Origin of the sequence: Variovorax sp. VNK109 (genome assembly GCF_049445855.1) — a bacterium.
Classification (GTDB): domain Bacteria; phylum Pseudomonadota; class Gammaproteobacteria; order Burkholderiales; family Burkholderiaceae_C; genus JAGOCV01.
In genome coordinates this window covers 361665-376164 of sequence record NZ_JBMSDV010000003.1, presented here as the reverse complement: position 1 = coordinate 376164, position 14500 = coordinate 361665, and the positions used below count along the sequence as shown (strand labels likewise).

17 protein-coding genes are annotated in these 14500 nt (G+C 63.5%); 5 read left to right on the top strand and 12 right to left on the bottom strand.

The genetic code is table 11. From position 1 onward, the window contains the following. Positions 1-32: 32 nt before the first annotated feature. From ACO2Q9_RS12905 to dtd, 4 genes are all read right to left on the bottom strand, one after another. Positions 33-956 (bottom strand): glycosyltransferase family 2 protein, encoded by a 924-nt coding sequence (locus ACO2Q9_RS12905; RefSeq protein WP_423311968.1) that lies wholly within the window; start codon positions 954-956, stop codon positions 33-35. After that, positions 956-1666 carry an ABC transporter ATP-binding protein gene (locus tag ACO2Q9_RS12900; RefSeq protein ID WP_423311966.1) on the bottom strand — a complete coding sequence of 237 codons (711 nt, stop codon included), beginning with the start codon at positions 1664-1666 and terminating at the stop codon, positions 956-958. The genes ACO2Q9_RS12905 and ACO2Q9_RS12900 overlap by 1 nt, the downstream gene beginning before the upstream one ends. Continuing rightward, positions 1666-2424: an ABC transporter permease gene (locus ACO2Q9_RS12895; protein ID WP_423311964.1), complete on the bottom strand. Its 759-nt coding sequence runs from the start codon at positions 2422-2424 to the stop codon at positions 1666-1668. The genes ACO2Q9_RS12900 and ACO2Q9_RS12895 overlap by 1 nt, the downstream gene beginning before the upstream one ends. A 122-nt stretch (positions 2425-2546) precedes the next feature. Further along, entirely contained in the window at positions 2547-2993 is a 447-nt protein-coding gene (gene dtd / locus ACO2Q9_RS12890; protein ID WP_423311962.1) for a D-aminoacyl-tRNA deacylase, read from the bottom strand. A 164-nt stretch (positions 2994-3157) separates the two neighbouring features. Here dtd and ACO2Q9_RS12885 point away from each other — a divergent pair, with 164 nt between their 5' ends. Continuing rightward, positions 3158-3634: a FecR family protein gene (locus ACO2Q9_RS12885; protein WP_423311960.1), complete on the top strand. Its 477-nt coding sequence runs from the start codon at positions 3158-3160 to the stop codon at positions 3632-3634. After that, positions 3631-4257 (top strand): OmpA family protein, encoded by a 627-nt coding sequence (locus ACO2Q9_RS12880; RefSeq protein WP_423311958.1) that lies wholly within the window; start codon positions 3631-3633, stop codon positions 4255-4257. Before ACO2Q9_RS12885 ends, ACO2Q9_RS12880 begins: the two co-directional genes overlap by 4 nt. 27 nt (positions 4258-4284) lie before the next feature. Here ACO2Q9_RS12880 and tyrS read toward each other — a convergent pair whose 3' ends face one another. After that, positions 4285-5517 (bottom strand): tyrosine--tRNA ligase, encoded by a 1233-nt coding sequence (gene tyrS / locus ACO2Q9_RS12875; RefSeq protein WP_423311956.1) that lies wholly within the window; start codon positions 5515-5517, stop codon positions 4285-4287. Positions 5518-5699: 182 nt separating this feature from the next. Here tyrS and ACO2Q9_RS12870 point away from each other — a divergent pair, with 182 nt between their 5' ends. Together ACO2Q9_RS12870 and ACO2Q9_RS12865 are read left to right on the top strand one after the other, a co-directional pair. After that, a complete protein-coding gene (locus ACO2Q9_RS12870; RefSeq protein WP_423311954.1) occupies positions 5700-7040 on the top strand; it encodes a peptidoglycan DD-metalloendopeptidase family protein in 1341 nt (446 codons plus the stop codon). Positions 7041-7052: 12 nt separating this feature from the next. After that, positions 7053-8162, top strand: a complete 1110-nt coding sequence (locus ACO2Q9_RS12865; protein WP_423311952.1) for an anhydro-N-acetylmuramic acid kinase — start codon at positions 7053-7055, stop codon at positions 8160-8162. 12 nt (positions 8163-8174) lie between these two features. Here ACO2Q9_RS12865 and mdtD read toward each other — a convergent pair whose 3' ends face one another. The 6 genes from mdtD to rplM form a co-directional block, all read right to left on the bottom strand. Then, on the bottom strand, positions 8175-9608 hold the full coding sequence (gene mdtD / locus ACO2Q9_RS12860; RefSeq protein ID WP_423311950.1) for a multidrug transporter subunit MdtD: 1434 nt from the start codon (positions 9606-9608) through the stop codon (positions 8175-8177). A gap of 89 nt (positions 9609-9697) precedes the next feature. After that, positions 9698-10063, bottom strand: coding sequence for an iron-sulfur cluster insertion protein ErpA (gene erpA, locus ACO2Q9_RS12855; RefSeq protein ID WP_423311948.1), 366 nt, complete (start codon positions 10061-10063; stop codon positions 9698-9700). A gap of 84 nt (positions 10064-10147) precedes the next feature. Beyond that, entirely contained in the window at positions 10148-10540 is a 393-nt protein-coding gene (locus tag ACO2Q9_RS12850) for a bactofilin family protein (protein WP_423311946.1), read from the bottom strand. 39 nt (positions 10541-10579) lie between these two features. Continuing rightward, entirely contained in the window at positions 10580-11284 is a 705-nt protein-coding gene (locus ACO2Q9_RS12845; RefSeq protein ID WP_423311944.1) for a DUF6776 family protein, read from the bottom strand. Between the two features lie 146 nt (positions 11285-11430). Continuing rightward, entirely contained in the window at positions 11431-11823 is a 393-nt protein-coding gene (rpsI, locus tag ACO2Q9_RS12840) for a 30S ribosomal protein S9 (RefSeq protein ID WP_423311942.1), read from the bottom strand. Positions 11824-11834: 11 nt separating this feature from the next. Continuing rightward, positions 11835-12266: a 50S ribosomal protein L13 gene (gene rplM, locus ACO2Q9_RS12835; protein WP_423311940.1), complete on the bottom strand. Its 432-nt coding sequence runs from the start codon at positions 12264-12266 to the stop codon at positions 11835-11837. A 212-nt stretch (positions 12267-12478) separates the two neighbouring features. On the opposite strand from rplM, the gene ACO2Q9_RS12830 reads away from it, so the two are divergent. Further along, the gene (locus tag ACO2Q9_RS12830; protein ID WP_423311938.1) at positions 12479-13378 is read left to right on the top strand and encodes a 23S rRNA (adenine(2030)-N(6))-methyltransferase RlmJ; all 900 of its coding nucleotides are present in this window, start codon (positions 12479-12481) and stop codon (positions 13376-13378) included. Positions 13379-13432: 54 nt separating this feature from the next. Here the strand turns inward: ACO2Q9_RS12830 and ACO2Q9_RS12825 are convergent, their stop codons facing one another. Then, positions 13433-14446 carry a porin gene (locus ACO2Q9_RS12825; RefSeq protein WP_423311936.1) on the bottom strand — a complete coding sequence of 338 codons (1014 nt, stop codon included), beginning with the start codon at positions 14444-14446 and terminating at the stop codon, positions 13433-13435. Positions 14447-14500: the final 54 nt, after the last annotated feature.

The window sequence follows — 14500 nt, the reverse complement described above, 5'->3', positions numbered from 1 at the left end:
GAAATGATGTTGGACGGTGCAATCCGGCGTTGTCACAGTTTGTTCAGGACTGCCGCACCTGCCAGGCCGATATTGCCCAGCGCCGTCTGGCGATAGACGCCACTGATCTGCAACAGCGCAAGCCGTTTGAGGAAGGCGCTACGGCGAGCACGCGCAAAATCGTGCAACGCCCAGCGGTTCTCTTCCGACAGCAAATGCTGCACCTTCTGCAGCCCTGCGATATGACGCTCGTTCCAGCCACGGATCTGCCCCGCGAGCAACGCTCGCGCCCGACCCAGCGTCGAGACAAGGTTGCTACCTGCCCCGATCACGTTGGCACCGTGCTGGCGATACCGCAGGGACGGAAGCGGGTCGTAGAAGACATAACCTCCCGCACCCGCGACAAGGATATAGGTCCACCAGTCATGAAATACCGCGTCCACGCCGGCGCCCGCCTGGCGTAGCAATTCACTCGCCGCACGGTTGAACATCATCGTGTTCCCTCCCGCGATGTTCTGAACGAGCGCATTCGCGAACGTCGGCGGTTTCACGAACAGTCGTGACGTTCCAATTTTCACGTTGTCCTTGTCCACAAGCACTGTCCGTGAGCAATAGAGCGCAGGCATGCCTTCGGGCACACAACGCAACCACGCTAGGCTGCGCTCAACCTTGTCGATATTCCAGATGTCGTCCTGATCGCAGAAAGCGTAGTAATCCGCCGCTATGTCCGTCGCACATGCGAGTGAAAGGAAGTTCGCCGCGAATCCACGGCGGGGGCCACACTGGATATGCGTGCGTCCCTGACCAGCTGTGCTCGCAAACCGGTCGAGGACTTCCAGCGTCCCGTCACTGGAGCCGTCATCGGAGGCAAAGAGACGCCAGTTACGGTATGTCTGCTGCAAAATCGAACGAAGTTGTTGCTCAAGGAAACGCTCACCGCCGTAGGTGGCCAGAAGGATGGCGACAGTCGGCTGCATCACGCGAACTCCCCGGCGTCAACCACGACGCCGCGCTCGAGTCGGATGTAGCGCTGGCAGAATTGCGCAGCCTGTTCAAGGGAATGGGTGACCAGCATGAGTGCCATGCCTTGCGTCTGCAGTGCTCGGACCCGATCCAGGCAACGTTGCTGGAACTCCGCATCGCCCACGGCAAGTATCTCGTCTGCCAGCAGCAAGTTCGGTGCTGTATGAATGGCGACAGAAAAACCAAGGCGCATGTACATCCCGGATGAATAGTTCTTGACCGGAATGTCGATGAACGTATCGAGGCCTGAGAAGGCGTGGATTTCACCGAACAGGTTCGCGGTCTGCCGGTTGCTCATTCCCATCAATGCCGCGTTGAGGAAGACGTTCTCCCGACCCGAAAGCTCCGGATGGAATCCGACACCCAACTCGATCAATGGAGCCAGCCGCCCGTTGACACGGACATGGCCGGTGGTGGGGGCCAGGATGCCTGCGACCAACTGAAGCAACGTACTCTTTCCGCTCCCGTTGGCGCCCAGCAAGGCGACGGACTCGCCGGACCGCAATGACAGGCTGACGTCACGCAGTGCCTGAAAGGGCTTCGGCTTGTCTGGAGAGTGCCCCCGCAATGGCGAAACGATCCGGTGCTTGAGCAATGTGTGACGGCCGGGGTGGATGTGGAATATCTTGCCCACACCCGTGACTTCGAGGACGGGTGCGGGCATCAGAGACGCTCCACGAGGTCGTACTCACGTGCTGCAAGCAGGATCTGTCCGCAGCAAAGTGCAATGCTGCCGGCACCCACGCACATCAACAGATCCGCATTCGAAGGGACAACTCCCTGATGCAGGATGGTTGAGAAGCTGCGGAAGAAGGCGCCGAGCGGATTCAGCGCCAGCCAATGTGCAATGTCCTGCGGAAGTTGCTCTGGTACCCAGATGATGGGGGTCATCCAGAACAGGAGCGGCAGCGCCACATCCAGCAAGTGGCGGGTGTCGCGAAAGTCGACATTCAGCACCGCCAGCACCATGCCTGCGCCCATGGCAAACGCCATGAACGTACAGAGCACCAAGGGATACAGGAAAAGAGCTTCGCCGAAATGTCCCCCCAGCGGGCGCCATGCAATCGCCACTACCAGCAGACTCGAAAGCCAGGCCATGAAGATTGCGCCGCCGCCAGCGACAGGCAGCAGCAGTTTCGGAAACGAAACCTTCCTGAGGAGCGCCGCGTTGCCCGTGAACCATTCGCAACTGGCGGTGAGGATCTGCGCCAGCAGAATCCAGTGCACGACGCCCGTGACGATGTACAAAGCGAAATCCTTCACAGGCGGCGTGAATATCCTCGAGAAGACAAACCAGTACACGAGCACCGTCACCAACGGCGCACCGAGCGACCAAAGATAGCCCAGTGCAGATCCCATGTAGCGGACGCGAAGATCCTTGCGGATCAGGTTGAGGAGAAGATCGAAATGATGCCGGCGCATTCTGGATTCGCGATGCAACTGGCTTGCTGCACGACGAAGAAAAAAGAATGCGCGATCCTAGAGAGGACTGCACAACCGGGAAAGCACTTTCACACTATTTGACCTTCACGATTCCTGTGCAATCAAGGCGTGCGCATCGTCACCGGAATCGTCACCGGTCCGTCGTTCACCAGATGCACTTTCATGTCGGCGGCAAAGCGGCCGGTCTCGACCTGCGGATGTGCAGCCCGCGCCTGCTGCACGAAATGCTCGTACAGCCTGCGGCCCTCATCCGGCGGCGCGGCCTGCGTGAAGCTCGGCCTGTTGCCGCCAGACACATCGGCCGCCAGCGTGAACTGGCTCACGATGAGCAGGCCGCCGTGCACATCCTGCACGCTGAGATTCATCTTCCCGGCGTCGTCGGAAAAGATGCGCATCTTGAGGAGCTTGGCGAGCAGCCTGTCGGCTTGCGCTTCGGTGTCGCCGCGTTCGGCACACACGAGCACGAGCAGGCCACGACCGATCGCGCCTGCGACGCCCCCATCGATCACGACACGCGCTTCGCTGACACGCTGGATCACGGCAAGCATGGAGGCATCTCCGTGCGGGTTGTGCAACGGATCGGCAGCATCCGCGTGCAAAGTTTGCACATGTCTTGATGGAAACAGTGCGGTGGGTCGTATTGATACATCTTCATGAAGCTTCTCGCGTATATTGGCCCGCGGGGAAAAAAGCTTTACACGGAGCAGGTGCGATGTATCACTTTTTCATCACGGCAGCGATGGTGCTGTCATCGACGTGCGCCATCGCACAATCCACGCAATCCGCGCAGTCCCCGGCACCGCAGTCGGCGGGCACACTCAAGAATGTATCCGGTGACGTGCGCGTCGTCGGCACGGACTACGAGGAACGCAAGGTCCAGCCAGGCGACACGATCGCGCCGTCCGAGCGCATCCTCACTGGCAAGGACAGCCATGCGAGCCTCGTGCTGCGCGATGGCACGGTGATGTCGCTGGGCGCACGCACCAATGTCGACTTCCGCAAGTTTGCCTTCGACGCGCAGACGCAGAAGGGCAACCTGCTGGTCTCACTCGTGAGCGGTTCGTTCCGCATGATCACCGGGCTCATCGGCAAGTCCGACCCGAAGGCCATTGCCATCCATACACCGACTGCATCCCTCGGTATTCGCGGCACCGATTTCATCGTGAGTGTGGATGAGGTCCAGCAGTGACGGCGCTGCGTCGATGTGGCGCGGCCGGCTTCGCGCTCGCATTCGTCTTGCTGTCGGGTTGCGTCACCCAGCCGCCGGCACGTACCGGTACGCAGGTCATCCTGTTGCCGCAGGCAGACGGCACGCCCTCGTCGGTCATTGTGAGTACGGCAGCCGGCGAAAGCGTGATTGCGACGCCCTATCAACGAGCGACGGTTCGCGAGGGACAAAAGGCGGCCCCGGTGATCGACCAGACCAGCGAGGCGCGCACGCGCGACGCTTACAAGGCCATCATCGACGCGACGCCGCCACCACCGGCAACCTACGTCGTGTACTTCCAGACGGGACGCACCTTGCTGACGCCCGATTCGCAGGCCGTGATCACGCGCGCGCTCGAAGAGACGCTCAAGCGCAATGGCGCGGAGATCGTCATCACCGGACATACCGATACGCGGGCCAGTGCCGCGTCGAACGAGGCGCTGTCGTTGCGCCGCGCCGAGGAGATGCGTGACCTGTTCGTGCAGCGCGGCTTCGCGGCCCGCCGCATCACGACGGTCGGCCTGGGTGAGCGCCAGCTGGCCGTGCAGACGCCCGACAACGTGGACGAACCACGCAACCGGCGCGTCGAGATCCAGGTGCGCTAGGAAGATTTGCGGCGTCTCGCCGCGCACTCAGCCCAGCACGACCCTGGCGAACTTGCGCTTGCCCACTTGCACGACATAGGTGCCGGCCTCGAGCTTGAGGCCCTTGTCGGACACGACGTTCGAGTCCACGCGAACGCCGCCGCCGTCGATCAGGCGGTTGGCTTCGCTGGTCGACGGCGCAAGGCCTGCTGCTTTGAGCAGCGCGCCGATGCCCAGCGGCGCCCCCGCGACCGACGCCTCGGGAATGTCGTCCGGCACGCCACCCTTGCTGCGGTTGATGAAATCCTGCTCGGCCGAGTCGGCCGCCTGCGCACTGTGGAAGCGTGCGGTGATCTCCTTGGCGAGCATCACCTTCGCATCCTTCGGATTGCGGCCGCCTTCGACCTCGGTCTTCAGCTTCGCGATGTCGGCTTCGGACTTGAAGCTCAGCAGCGTGAACCAGCGCCACATCAGTGTGTCCGAAATGCTCAGCACCTTGGCGAACATGGTGTTGGCGTCTTCGCTGATGCCGATGTAGTTGTTCTTGCTCTTGGACATCTTGTCGACACCATCGAGCCCCTCGAGCAGCGGCATGGTCAGGATGCACTGCGGCTCCTGCCCGTATTCCTGCTGCAGGTGACGCCCCATCAGCAGGTTGAATTTCTGGTCGGTGCCGCCGAGTTCCAGGTCGCTCCTGAGCGCTACCGAGTCGTAGCCCTGCATCAACGGGTAGAGGAACTCGTGCACGCTGATCGATTGGCCCCCATGGAAGCGCTTGTGGAAGTCGTCGCGCTCCATCATGCGGGCGACCGTGTACTTGGCGGCGAGCTGGATCATGCCGCGCGCGCCCAGCGGGTCGCTCCATTCGCTGTTGTAGCGGATCTCGGTTTTCGCAGGGTCCAGCACCAGGCTGGCCTGGCGGTAGTAGGTTTCGGCGTTGGCCTTGATCTGCTCCGCAGTGAGCGGTGGGCGCGTCGTGTTGCGGCCCGACGGGTCACCGATCATGGTGGTGAAGTCGCCGATCAGGAAGATGACGGTGTGCCCCAGATCCTGCAGCTGGCGCATCTTGTTGAGCACAACGGTATGGCCGATGTGGATGTCGGGCGCCGTCGGGTCCAGTCCCAGCTTGATGCGCAGCGGCACGCCGCTGGCTTCCGAGCGGGCCAGCTTTTTCACCCATTCGTCCTGCGGCAGCAGTTCGTCGCAGCCCCGCAGGCTGACGGCCAGGGCCTCACGCACCCGGTCGGTGACGGGGAAAGATGTAACAAGCTCTTGATTCATAAGGGTTTTTCAGATTCCGGACAGATGGCGGCCGCTATACTCTGCACCGTTTTGTAGCGGCCGATTCTAATTGGCGCGGTTATTGCAAACGCGTAAACTCGCGCTCTTGTCCTACGCCGGGCCTGGCCCGCTGCCGACAGACCAGTTTTTCAGCCTTGACCTGTTTTCCGGAGACACCCGTTTTGCTTCGTGGCCTGATCGACATCGGTAACGCTGTTCTGTCCTCCCTCCAACGCCATCCCCGCCGGGTGACCGCTGCCATTGCCGCCGCGCTGGTGAGCGGCGGCGGCGCGGCTTTCGCTGTTGCATCGCTCGGCCCCGACGCGGCCGACCTGCCCGTGCACCAGATTTTCGAAGCCGTCGACACCCTGCCGGTCGACGCGCAGGCGCTGGCCCTGGACACGCACAGCTTCAACCTCTTCCGTTCCGAAACCACCCGTTCGAGCGACACGCCCGAATCGCTGTTCCAGCGCCTCGGTATCGCCGACGCACCGGCTGCCGCCTTCCTGCGCCGCGACGCACAGGCGCGCCAGGTGCTGTGGGGCCGCGCCGGCCGCAACATTTCGGTGGAAGCGGGTGACGACCATTCGCTGGTTCGCCTGAGCGCACGCTGGAGCCCGTCCGAAGGCGTGTTCAACCGGCTCGTGGTCGAGAAGACCGCGACCGGCTTCGTCTCTCGCGTCGAGGCCGACACGCTCAGCAAGAACACGCGCATGGCAAGCGGCACCATCTATTCCTCGCTGTTCGCCGCAGCGGACGACGCGCGCATCCCCGATGCCGTGGCCACGCAACTGGCCGAAATCTTCTCGGGCGATATCGACTTCCACAGGTCGCTTCGCAAGGGTGACCGGTTCGCGGTGGTCTACGAAACGCTCGAAGCCGACGGCGAGCCGCTGCGCAGCGGTCGCGTTCTGTCCGCCGAGTTCGTTAACAACGGCAAGACTTACCAGGCCATGTGGTTCCAGGAGCCAGGCGCCAGCAAGGGTGCTTACTACACGCTGGACGGCCAGAGCCTGCGTCGCGCCTACCTCGCTTCGCCCATGGAGTTCTCGCGCGTCACCAGCGGCTTCAAGATGCGCTTCCACCCGATCCTGCAGAAATGGCGCGCCCACAACGGTGTGGACTATGCAGCACCCACCGGCACGCCGGTGCGCACCGTGGGTGACGGCATCGTCGAATTCGCCGGCGTGCAGAACGGCTTCGGCAACGTGGTGTTCATCAAGCATCGCGGCAACCACACCACCGTGTACGCCCACCTGAGCCGCATCAACGTCAAGCGCGGTGAGCGTGTGGAGCAAGGCCAGAACATCGGCGCCGTCGGTTCGACCGGCTGGGCCACCGGCCCGCACCTGCACTTCGAATTCCGCGTCAACGGCCAGTTCCAGGATCCGATGACGATCGCCCGCCAGAGCGAAGCCGTGCCGGTGTCGCCGCAGGCGCGCGCGCAGTTCGACCGCCAGGCGTCTGCCTTCCGCATCGAACTGTCTGCAGCGGGCTCGCTGCAGCAGGCCAGCGCGCAGTAACCCCGCATCCACGTGTCCGGCCTCTACATCGGCCTGATGTCCGGCACTTCGCTGGACGGGGTCGATGGCGTGTTGGCCGACTTTTCCGCCGCGCAGCCTCGCGTGCTGTTGCACGCCCACCAGCCGTTCGACCCAGCGTTGCGGGCTGAACTGCTCGCGCTCAATTCGTCCGGCACAGACGAAATTCATCGGGCAGCGCTCGCAGGCAACCGACTGGCGCGCGCGTACGCCGCCGTCGTGAAGCAGTTGCTGGAAGAAACCGGTACAGCCCCGGAGTCCGTCAACGCCATCGGCGCGCATGGCCAGACCGTGCGCCATCGCCCTGGCGAGTTCGATGGCACAGGCTACACCGTCCAGCTCAACCAGCCGGCGTTGCTGGCGGAGTCGTGCGGTATCGACGTGGTGGCAGACTTCCGCAGCCGCGATGTCGCTGCAGGTGGCCAGGGAGCGCCGCTGGTTCCCGCTTTCCACCGCGGCGTCTTCGGTGAAGCAGGCAGCACGGTCGCCGTGCTCAACATCGGCGGCATTGCCAACCTGAGCGTGCTGCACGCCGACGGTTCGACAACTGGCTTCGACTGCGGCCCTGGCAATGCGCTGATGGACTACTGGTGTCAGCAGCACACCGGGCAGCCGTATGACGCCGACGGTGCATGGGCCGCGCAAGGCCACGTGCATGACGCCCTGCTCTCGGCCCTGCTCGACGAGCCTTTCCTGCATCGCAGGCCGCCCAAGAGCACGGGCCGCGACCTGTTCAATCCTGCATGGCTGGCGGCGAAGCTGGAACCCTACCGCACCGTACCCGCTGTCGAAGTGCAGGCCACGTTGGCGGCATTTACCGCGCGCGCCTGCGCCCAGGACGTAATCCGCCACGCAGGCGATGCCGTCCGGCTGTTGGTATGCGGTGGCGGCGCACTGAACAAACACCTGATGGCGGGCATCGGACACGCATTGCCGGACATCGCGGTCACACCCACCGATGCCCATGGTTTGCCGCCGCTGCAGGTGGAGGCCTGCGCTTTCGCCTGGCTGGCGAAGCAAGCCGTGCAATGCTTGCCGGGCAACCTGCCAGCCGTCACGGGGGCGCGCGGCGCGCGCGTGCTCGGCGCGATTTATCCGGCCTGACCACAGAACAGCTCAACCGGCCGGATCGGTCGGGTCGCTGGCCTTCACCACCCGTTCCTCCGCCCGCAACTGCCAGAAGATGCTGGCCGACGCCAGCGTGATCAGTCCCATGCAGGCAAACGTGGCGTGGAATGCGTTCAGCGTCTGGTGTGGCTCGCTGTTGCCGAACACGCCGGTGAAAGCCGCCAGCACCGCGCCCGCCGTCGCGACGCCCATGCCCATCGCGAGCATCTGCACCATCGACAGCAGGCTGTTGCCGCTGCTGGCGCGCGCGTGATCGAGATCCTTCAGCGACAGCGTGTTCATCGCGGTGAACTGCAGTGAATTGACGGCGCCGAAACAGGCGAGCTGGATCGATTGCAGCCACCACGGCTGCGAGGGCGACGTCAGCGCGAAGCTGGCCATCGTGAGGCCCACCAGTGACGTGTTGACCACCAGCACGCGCCGGTAGCCGGCCTTGCGGATCAGCGGCACGGCCAGCCGCTTGACAGCCATGCCTGCGATGGCCACGGGCAGCATCATCAGCCCGGCACGCAGCGGCGAATAGCCCATGCTCACCTGCAGCAGCAACGGCACGAGGAATGGCATGCACGAACTGCCCAGGCGCGAAAACAGATTGCCGAGCAGGCCGATGCTCAGCGTGGGGATGGAAAACAGTTCAGGTGAAAAGAGCGGATCCTTGTGGCGCACGGCATGCAGCCAGTACGCCGTGAGGCTCGCCAGCCCGAAAACCAGCAGCACGAGCACGCCTGCCTGTCGAAGACCCAGGCCTGATAGCCCGTCCAGCGCCAGCGAAATGCACACCATGCCGACCGCAAGCAGCATGTAGCCGGCAACGTCGAAACGCGCCACGCGCTCCATGGGTGCGCCCTGCATGAACACCAGCGTGGCGATGCAGCCGGCCAGGCCGACGGGTACGTTGATCAGGAAGATCCAGTGCCACGACGCGGCCTCGACCAGATAGCCGCCCAGCGTAGGGCCGATGAGGGGGCCGATCAGGCCCGGGATGGCGATGAAACTCATCGCCGGCAGGAACTGCTCGCGCGGGAAGGCGCGCAGCACCGACAGCCGCCCCACCGGCAACAGCAGTGCGCCACCCATGCCCTGCACCACACGCGCGGCCACCAGTTGCGTGACGCTCTGCGACATCGCGCACAACACCGATCCGACCACGAACAGCACGATCGCTGCAATGTAGACGCGCCGCGTCCCGAACCGGTCCGCGATCCAGCCGGAGGCCGGGATGAGCATGGCCATGGTGAGCGAGTAAGCCACGACCACCGACTGCATGCGCAGCGGGCTTTCGCCCAGGCTGCGCGCCATCGAAGGCAGCGCGGTGTTGACGATGGTGGCGTCCAGCGTCTGCATGAAGAAGCCCACCGCCACCAGCCAGAGCAGGGCATTGAGCGAGCGTTGCTGTTGTGCGTCGACCTCGGGAATCTTCATGTTGTTCGCTGGACCCGGTGGAACGTAAAAAGCCGCCCGAGGGCGGCTTGTGGAACTCGATCAGCGGCCAGCCGCTGGAGCGCTGCAGGTCAGACCGAGAAGCTCGAGCCGCAACCACAGGTGGTGGTGGCGTTCGGGTTCTTGATGACGAACTGCGCGCCCTGCAGATCTTCCTTGTAATCGATCTCGGCACCCACCAGGTACTGGTAGCTCATGGCATCGATGAGCAGCGACACGCCGTTCTTGGTCATGGTCGTGTCGTCTTCGTTGGTGATTTCGTCGAAGGTGAAGCCGTACTGGAAGCCAGAGCAGCCACCACCCTGCACGAAGACGCGCAGCTTCAGGTCCGGGTTGCCTTCTTCGGCAATCAGGTCGGCCACCTTGGCCGCCGCACTGTCGGTGAACAGGATCGGCGACGGCATTTCGGTCTGGATGTTTTCGGCTACGGCGCTCATGAGGTACTCCAACTGGAACGTGTGGATGTCGGGCTCTTGACCCGTGTGTCCCAAATAGTACTGCAAACCTGTCAGGAATTCCTGTCAGTTGTTGTTTGCCGCCAGTTTGAGTGTGGGCTTTGCTTCCGCGCCCGCCGGGCACAGATGGCCGGAGATGATGGCTCCCTGGTGCATTTCCAGGGCCTTGTAATGGACGTCGCCCTCGATGCGCGCCTTGGGCTGCAGCTCGAGCAGTTCGGTGGCATGGACGGGACCGGTCACCTGCCCGTTGATGATCACGTGGTCGGCGTGGATGGCGCCCTGGATGCTGGCCAGCTCGGACACCACGAGGATGCTGGGCTGGTCGTCGCTGGCGCGTACGTCGCCCACTACCGTGCCATCGACACGCAGGCCATCCGTGAAATGGAAGTTGCCTTCGATGCGGCTGCCCTGCGCGATCAGGCTTTTGATGGGGGGTTGTTTCCGTTTGGCAAACATGTCGGACTTCCTGCAACGACGTTGTTCTGGTGGCCTGGACTACAGCCGCACGGCCTGCGTCGCCCGGGTGTTGTTTCCCTCCATCACCCGCGCGGACACGCTTTGTACCACGGCCTGGGGGGGCAAGTCGACCAGCCCCTCCACCCGCCGGTACTGGCGGAATTGCAGCGCCATGGCCCCGCCGGGCAGCTGCATCGTCCACGGTTTGCCATTCTGGTGGCCGGACAGGGTCAGTTCGAGGCGACCGTTGAACTCGGGCGCGTTGCGGGCCGGCTGGATGACCAGCACCTGCCAGCGCATCTGCGCATCGCTCATCAGCTCGGCCTGCAGGCCGCGGATGGCCATGCCTTCGCCGGACGACGGGATCAGCCGCTCGAAGAAACCGAGGTCGTCCCGCAGCGTGCGGTTGTCGGCCTCCAGCTGCCGCATCTGAGCTGCAAGGCGCTCCTGGGCGGATTTTTCCGCGGTCAATACGCTTTCGGATGTGTTGGCCACCTGCTGAGCGGCGTCACGCTCCTCGCGCAAGCGCTGGTTCTCGACCCGCAGAACGGCCAGTTCTTCCTTGGCGTTCTTCTCGAGCCCGGCGATCTCCTTGCCGAACTCGAAGGCCCACAGCGCGATGGCGGCGCAGAAGCCCAGCACGATGGCCGCCCCGATCCAGCGGATAGGCCAGGGCAGCGCACTGCGCACGGCCATGCGCGGGGCGCTGATTGTCAGGCGGCGACGGAGCAGGCGAAAGCGCATGGGACAGCAGTGCGCAGGCAGTTTTGAAGAGGGGCGAGTCTAACGCCACGTCCGGCTGGGTCCAAGCAAAACGCGCCGAAACCAATGAAAAAGCCGCCGTCGCACGGGGCGAGGGCGGCTTTTTGCCGGGAAGCAGTAAGAAAGGCTTAGCGCTTGCTGAACTGCTTGCGGCGGCGTGCGGAGTGCAGACCGACCTTCTTGCGTTCCACTTCGCGCGCGTCACGCGTGACGAAGCCAGCCTGGCTCAGCACGGGCTTGAGGCCTGCGTCGTAGTCGATCAGGGCACGGGTGATGCCGTGGCGCACGGCGCCGGCCTGGCCGGACTCACCGCCACCGTGCACGTTGACCATGACGTCGAAAGCTTCGGCGTTGTTGGTCAGCAGCAGCGGTTGCTTGGCGATCATGATGGACGTCTGACGGCCGAAGAAGGCCTGGATGTCCTTGCCGTTCACCGTGATCTTGCCGGTGCCCTTCTTGATGAACACGCGCGCGACGCTGGATTTGCGACGGCCCGTGCCATTGTTCCATTCACCAATCATCTCAAGGCTCCTTAGATTTCGAGCAGCTTGGGCTGCTGAGCGGTGTGGGGGTGCTCGGCACCGCCGTACACCTTGAGCTTCTTGATCATGGCGTAACCGAGCGGGCCTTTGGGCAGCATGCCCTTGACGGCCTTCTCGATTGCGCGGCCGGGATGCTTGGCCTGCAGATCGCGGAAGTTGGTTTCGCGGATACCACCGGGATAGCCGGTGTGGCGGTAATACATCTTGTCCTGGTTCTTGGTGCCAGTGACGCGGATGTTGGCCGCGTTGATGATGACGATGTAGTCACCGGTATCGACGTGAGGCGTGTAAATGGCCTTGTGTTTGCCGCGCAAACGGAGGGCAGCTTCGCTGGCAACCCGTCCGAGCACCTTGTCGGTGGCGTCAATCACAAACCACTCGTGCGTCACGTCAGCGGGTTTTGCGCTGAACGTCTTGGTCATGAGTTTTCTCTTCTGAGAATGGTTTGGCCAACCAGCAGGGGTTGGCGTCCTTCGAGCCCTTTTCCACGGTCGGTGTTCCTCTGTCGGGAACCTCTTAGGTGGGGTTTGACATTCGCCGCGGGGCCACAAAAGCGCTGCGAAGCCCAAGATTATATGCAAAATCAAGGACTTGGCGCAAGTGCGGGGCGCAGGCGGGTTACCATCGGCGCACCATGTTCAGTTATCGCCACGCATTTCACGCCGGCAGTCACGCCGATGTGCTCAAGCACACCGTCCTGATTGCCCTGCTGCGTTACCTGACGGAAAAGGAAACGGCGCTCACCGTGGTCGACACCCACGCCGGCGCAGGCCTGTACCGGCTCGACGGGGATTACGCCCAGACCAGTGGCGAGGCCGCTGAAGGCATCCAGAAGCTGACCTCGGGCGTGGCGCCAGCCGACCCGCTGATCCTGGACTATCTGGACGTCATCGGCAGTTTCAACAAGGGCGCACAAAAGCGCGTGTACCCCGGCTCGCCCTTCATCGCCCAGGCCCTGCTGCGCGGCCACGACCGCCTCAAACTCTTCGAAATGCACCCGACCGACGCCCGGGCACTGGCGGGCAACGTCGCCCAGCTCGAAGCCGGCCGCCAGGTCACCGTGGCGCGTGATGACGGCTTCAGCAGCGTACGCAAACTCCTGCCGCCGCCCTCGCGACGCGGGCTCGTGCTGTGCGATCCGAGCTACGAGCTCAAGAGTGACTATGGCCAGGTGCTGGATTTCGTGGCGGAAGGGCTGAAGCGATTTGCCACCGGCACCTATGCGGTCTGGTATCCCATCATCCCGCGCCCCGAGGCCCACGATCTGCCCCGCCGGCTGAAGACCATCGCCACCCGGGCCGGCAAGCCGTGGCTGCACGCCACGCTGACCATCAAGCGTGCGCGTCCCACCATCGCTGCGCGCGTCGATGCCGAAGGCGGCCGCGCCAAGCGGCCGGGCCTCACGGCCAGCGGCATGTTCATCGTGAACCCGCCCTACACGTTGAAGGCGGCGCTACAACCCGCGCTGATCGAAATGGCCGCGCTGCTCGAACAAGACAAAGCCGCCGGCTACACGCTGGAAGCCGGCGGCTGAATCAACTTCTGGCAACTGCAACCAGCCCATCCCGCAGGACCGGCCAGTGAAAGATCAGAAGCGGTGGCGGATGCCCACGCCGAAGCGTGAACCACTGCCAAGAACGTCGATCTTGTCATGCAGGTACATGGCATACACATCGGTGCGCTTGGACAGGAAATAGTCATAGCCTACGCTGAAGGTCTTGCGATCCGCGCCGGCGTCGACATCGGTGTCCGCGTAACCGAGAAGGACCTTTCCGGCACCGACGGGAATGGAGGCGCCCAGGGAAGTGGTCTTCCAGTCGACCGCGGCCGTTTCGGCCTGGCCATAGGTCAGGAAGGCCTTGACGGGACCGAAGTCGTACGCGCCGCCGACCATCCAGTTCTTCTTCGCCACTGCCAGCGCACCGCCCGTGGGGTTGGCCACTTCAGCGTCTTCGTAGAAGCCGGTCAGCGTCAACGGGCCACCGAAGTACAGGACGTTGAAGCCAATGTTGTTGGTGCCGGATGAGTTGGCGATTTCACCGAACTGGTAGTTGATGTTGGCCGACAGACCGCCGAAGCTGGGCGTCGTATACATGATCTGGTTGCTCCAACCTGTATCTGCCGGGTTGGTGCCGATCCAGGGCGCGCCAACAGCAGGGAAGACTGGCACGGCTGCATGCAGTACCAGCGGCGCGAAAGTGAAGGAGTCCCCGAACGGGTTGGAGAGGATCGTTGGCAGGAAGTTCGGTGCGAGGGCGCGGCCCAGTGTGACGGTACCGAAGCCGCCCGACAGGTTCACGCTCGCGTCGCGCGAGAAGAAGGTGTCGCCGGGGATCAGGCGCGTGTTGGCACCGGAGTCCGCCTGGAAGAAGCCCGTCAGCGCGAAGCCCGCCTTGAGGCCGCCGCCGAGGTCTTCCGTACCCTTCATGCCCCACCACGAGGTCGTCATGCCCCCGCTGTTGACGACAGTCGCACGGGCAGAGCCGGGGTTGCGGATCGAACCGACGAAGGAATCGACGGTACCCATGAGCTGAACGCTGCTTTGGGCCTGGACGCCCGAACACAGCGCCGCGACGCCGAGGGCAAGGAGGGTTTTCTTCATGTTTCTCTTCTCCGTAAAACGAGTTTGGTAATGCCTGGAATCGAAGCGACCGTC

What these genes read in the sequence shown, in the direction of transcription:
- ACO2Q9_RS12825 (WP_423311936.1), bottom strand. Translation starts at nt 14,446, where the DNA reads ATGAAGAAAACCCTCCTTGCCCTCGGCGTCGCGGCGCTGTGTTCGGGC.
- ACO2Q9_RS12905 (WP_423311968.1), bottom strand. Translation starts at nt 956, where the DNA reads ATGCAGCCGACTGTCGCCATCCTTCTGGCCACCTACGGCGGTGAGCGT.
- erpA (WP_423311948.1), bottom strand. Translation starts at nt 10,063, where the DNA reads ATGAGCGCCGTAGCCGAAAACATCCAGACCGAAATGCCGTCGCCGATC.
- mdtD (WP_423311950.1), bottom strand. Translation starts at nt 9,608, where the DNA reads ATGAAGATTCCCGAGGTCGACGCACAACAGCAACGCTCGCTCAATGCC.
- ACO2Q9_RS12885 (WP_423311960.1), top strand. Translation starts at nt 3,158, where the DNA reads ATGTATCACTTTTTCATCACGGCAGCGATGGTGCTGTCATCGACGTGC.
- tyrS (WP_423311956.1), bottom strand. Translation starts at nt 5,517, where the DNA reads ATGAATCAAGAGCTTGTTACATCTTTCCCCGTCACCGACCGGGTGCGT.
- ACO2Q9_RS12830 (WP_423311938.1), top strand. Translation starts at nt 12,479, where the DNA reads ATGTTCAGTTATCGCCACGCATTTCACGCCGGCAGTCACGCCGATGTG.
- ACO2Q9_RS12895 (WP_423311964.1), bottom strand. Translation starts at nt 2,424, where the DNA reads ATGCGCCGGCATCATTTCGATCTTCTCCTCAACCTGATCCGCAAGGAT.
- rpsI (WP_423311942.1), bottom strand. Translation starts at nt 11,823, where the DNA reads ATGATTGGTGAATGGAACAATGGCACGGGCCGTCGCAAATCCAGCGTC.
- ACO2Q9_RS12845 (WP_423311944.1), bottom strand. Translation starts at nt 11,284, where the DNA reads ATGCGCTTTCGCCTGCTCCGTCGCCGCCTGACAATCAGCGCCCCGCGC.
- rplM (WP_423311940.1), bottom strand. Translation starts at nt 12,266, where the DNA reads ATGACCAAGACGTTCAGCGCAAAACCCGCTGACGTGACGCACGAGTGG.
- dtd (WP_423311962.1), bottom strand. Translation starts at nt 2,993, where the DNA reads ATGCTTGCCGTGATCCAGCGTGTCAGCGAAGCGCGTGTCGTGATCGAT.
- ACO2Q9_RS12900 (WP_423311966.1), bottom strand. Translation starts at nt 1,666, where the DNA reads ATGCCCGCACCCGTCCTCGAAGTCACGGGTGTGGGCAAGATATTCCAC.
- ACO2Q9_RS12850 (WP_423311946.1), bottom strand. Translation starts at nt 10,540, where the DNA reads ATGTTTGCCAAACGGAAACAACCCCCCATCAAAAGCCTGATCGCGCAG.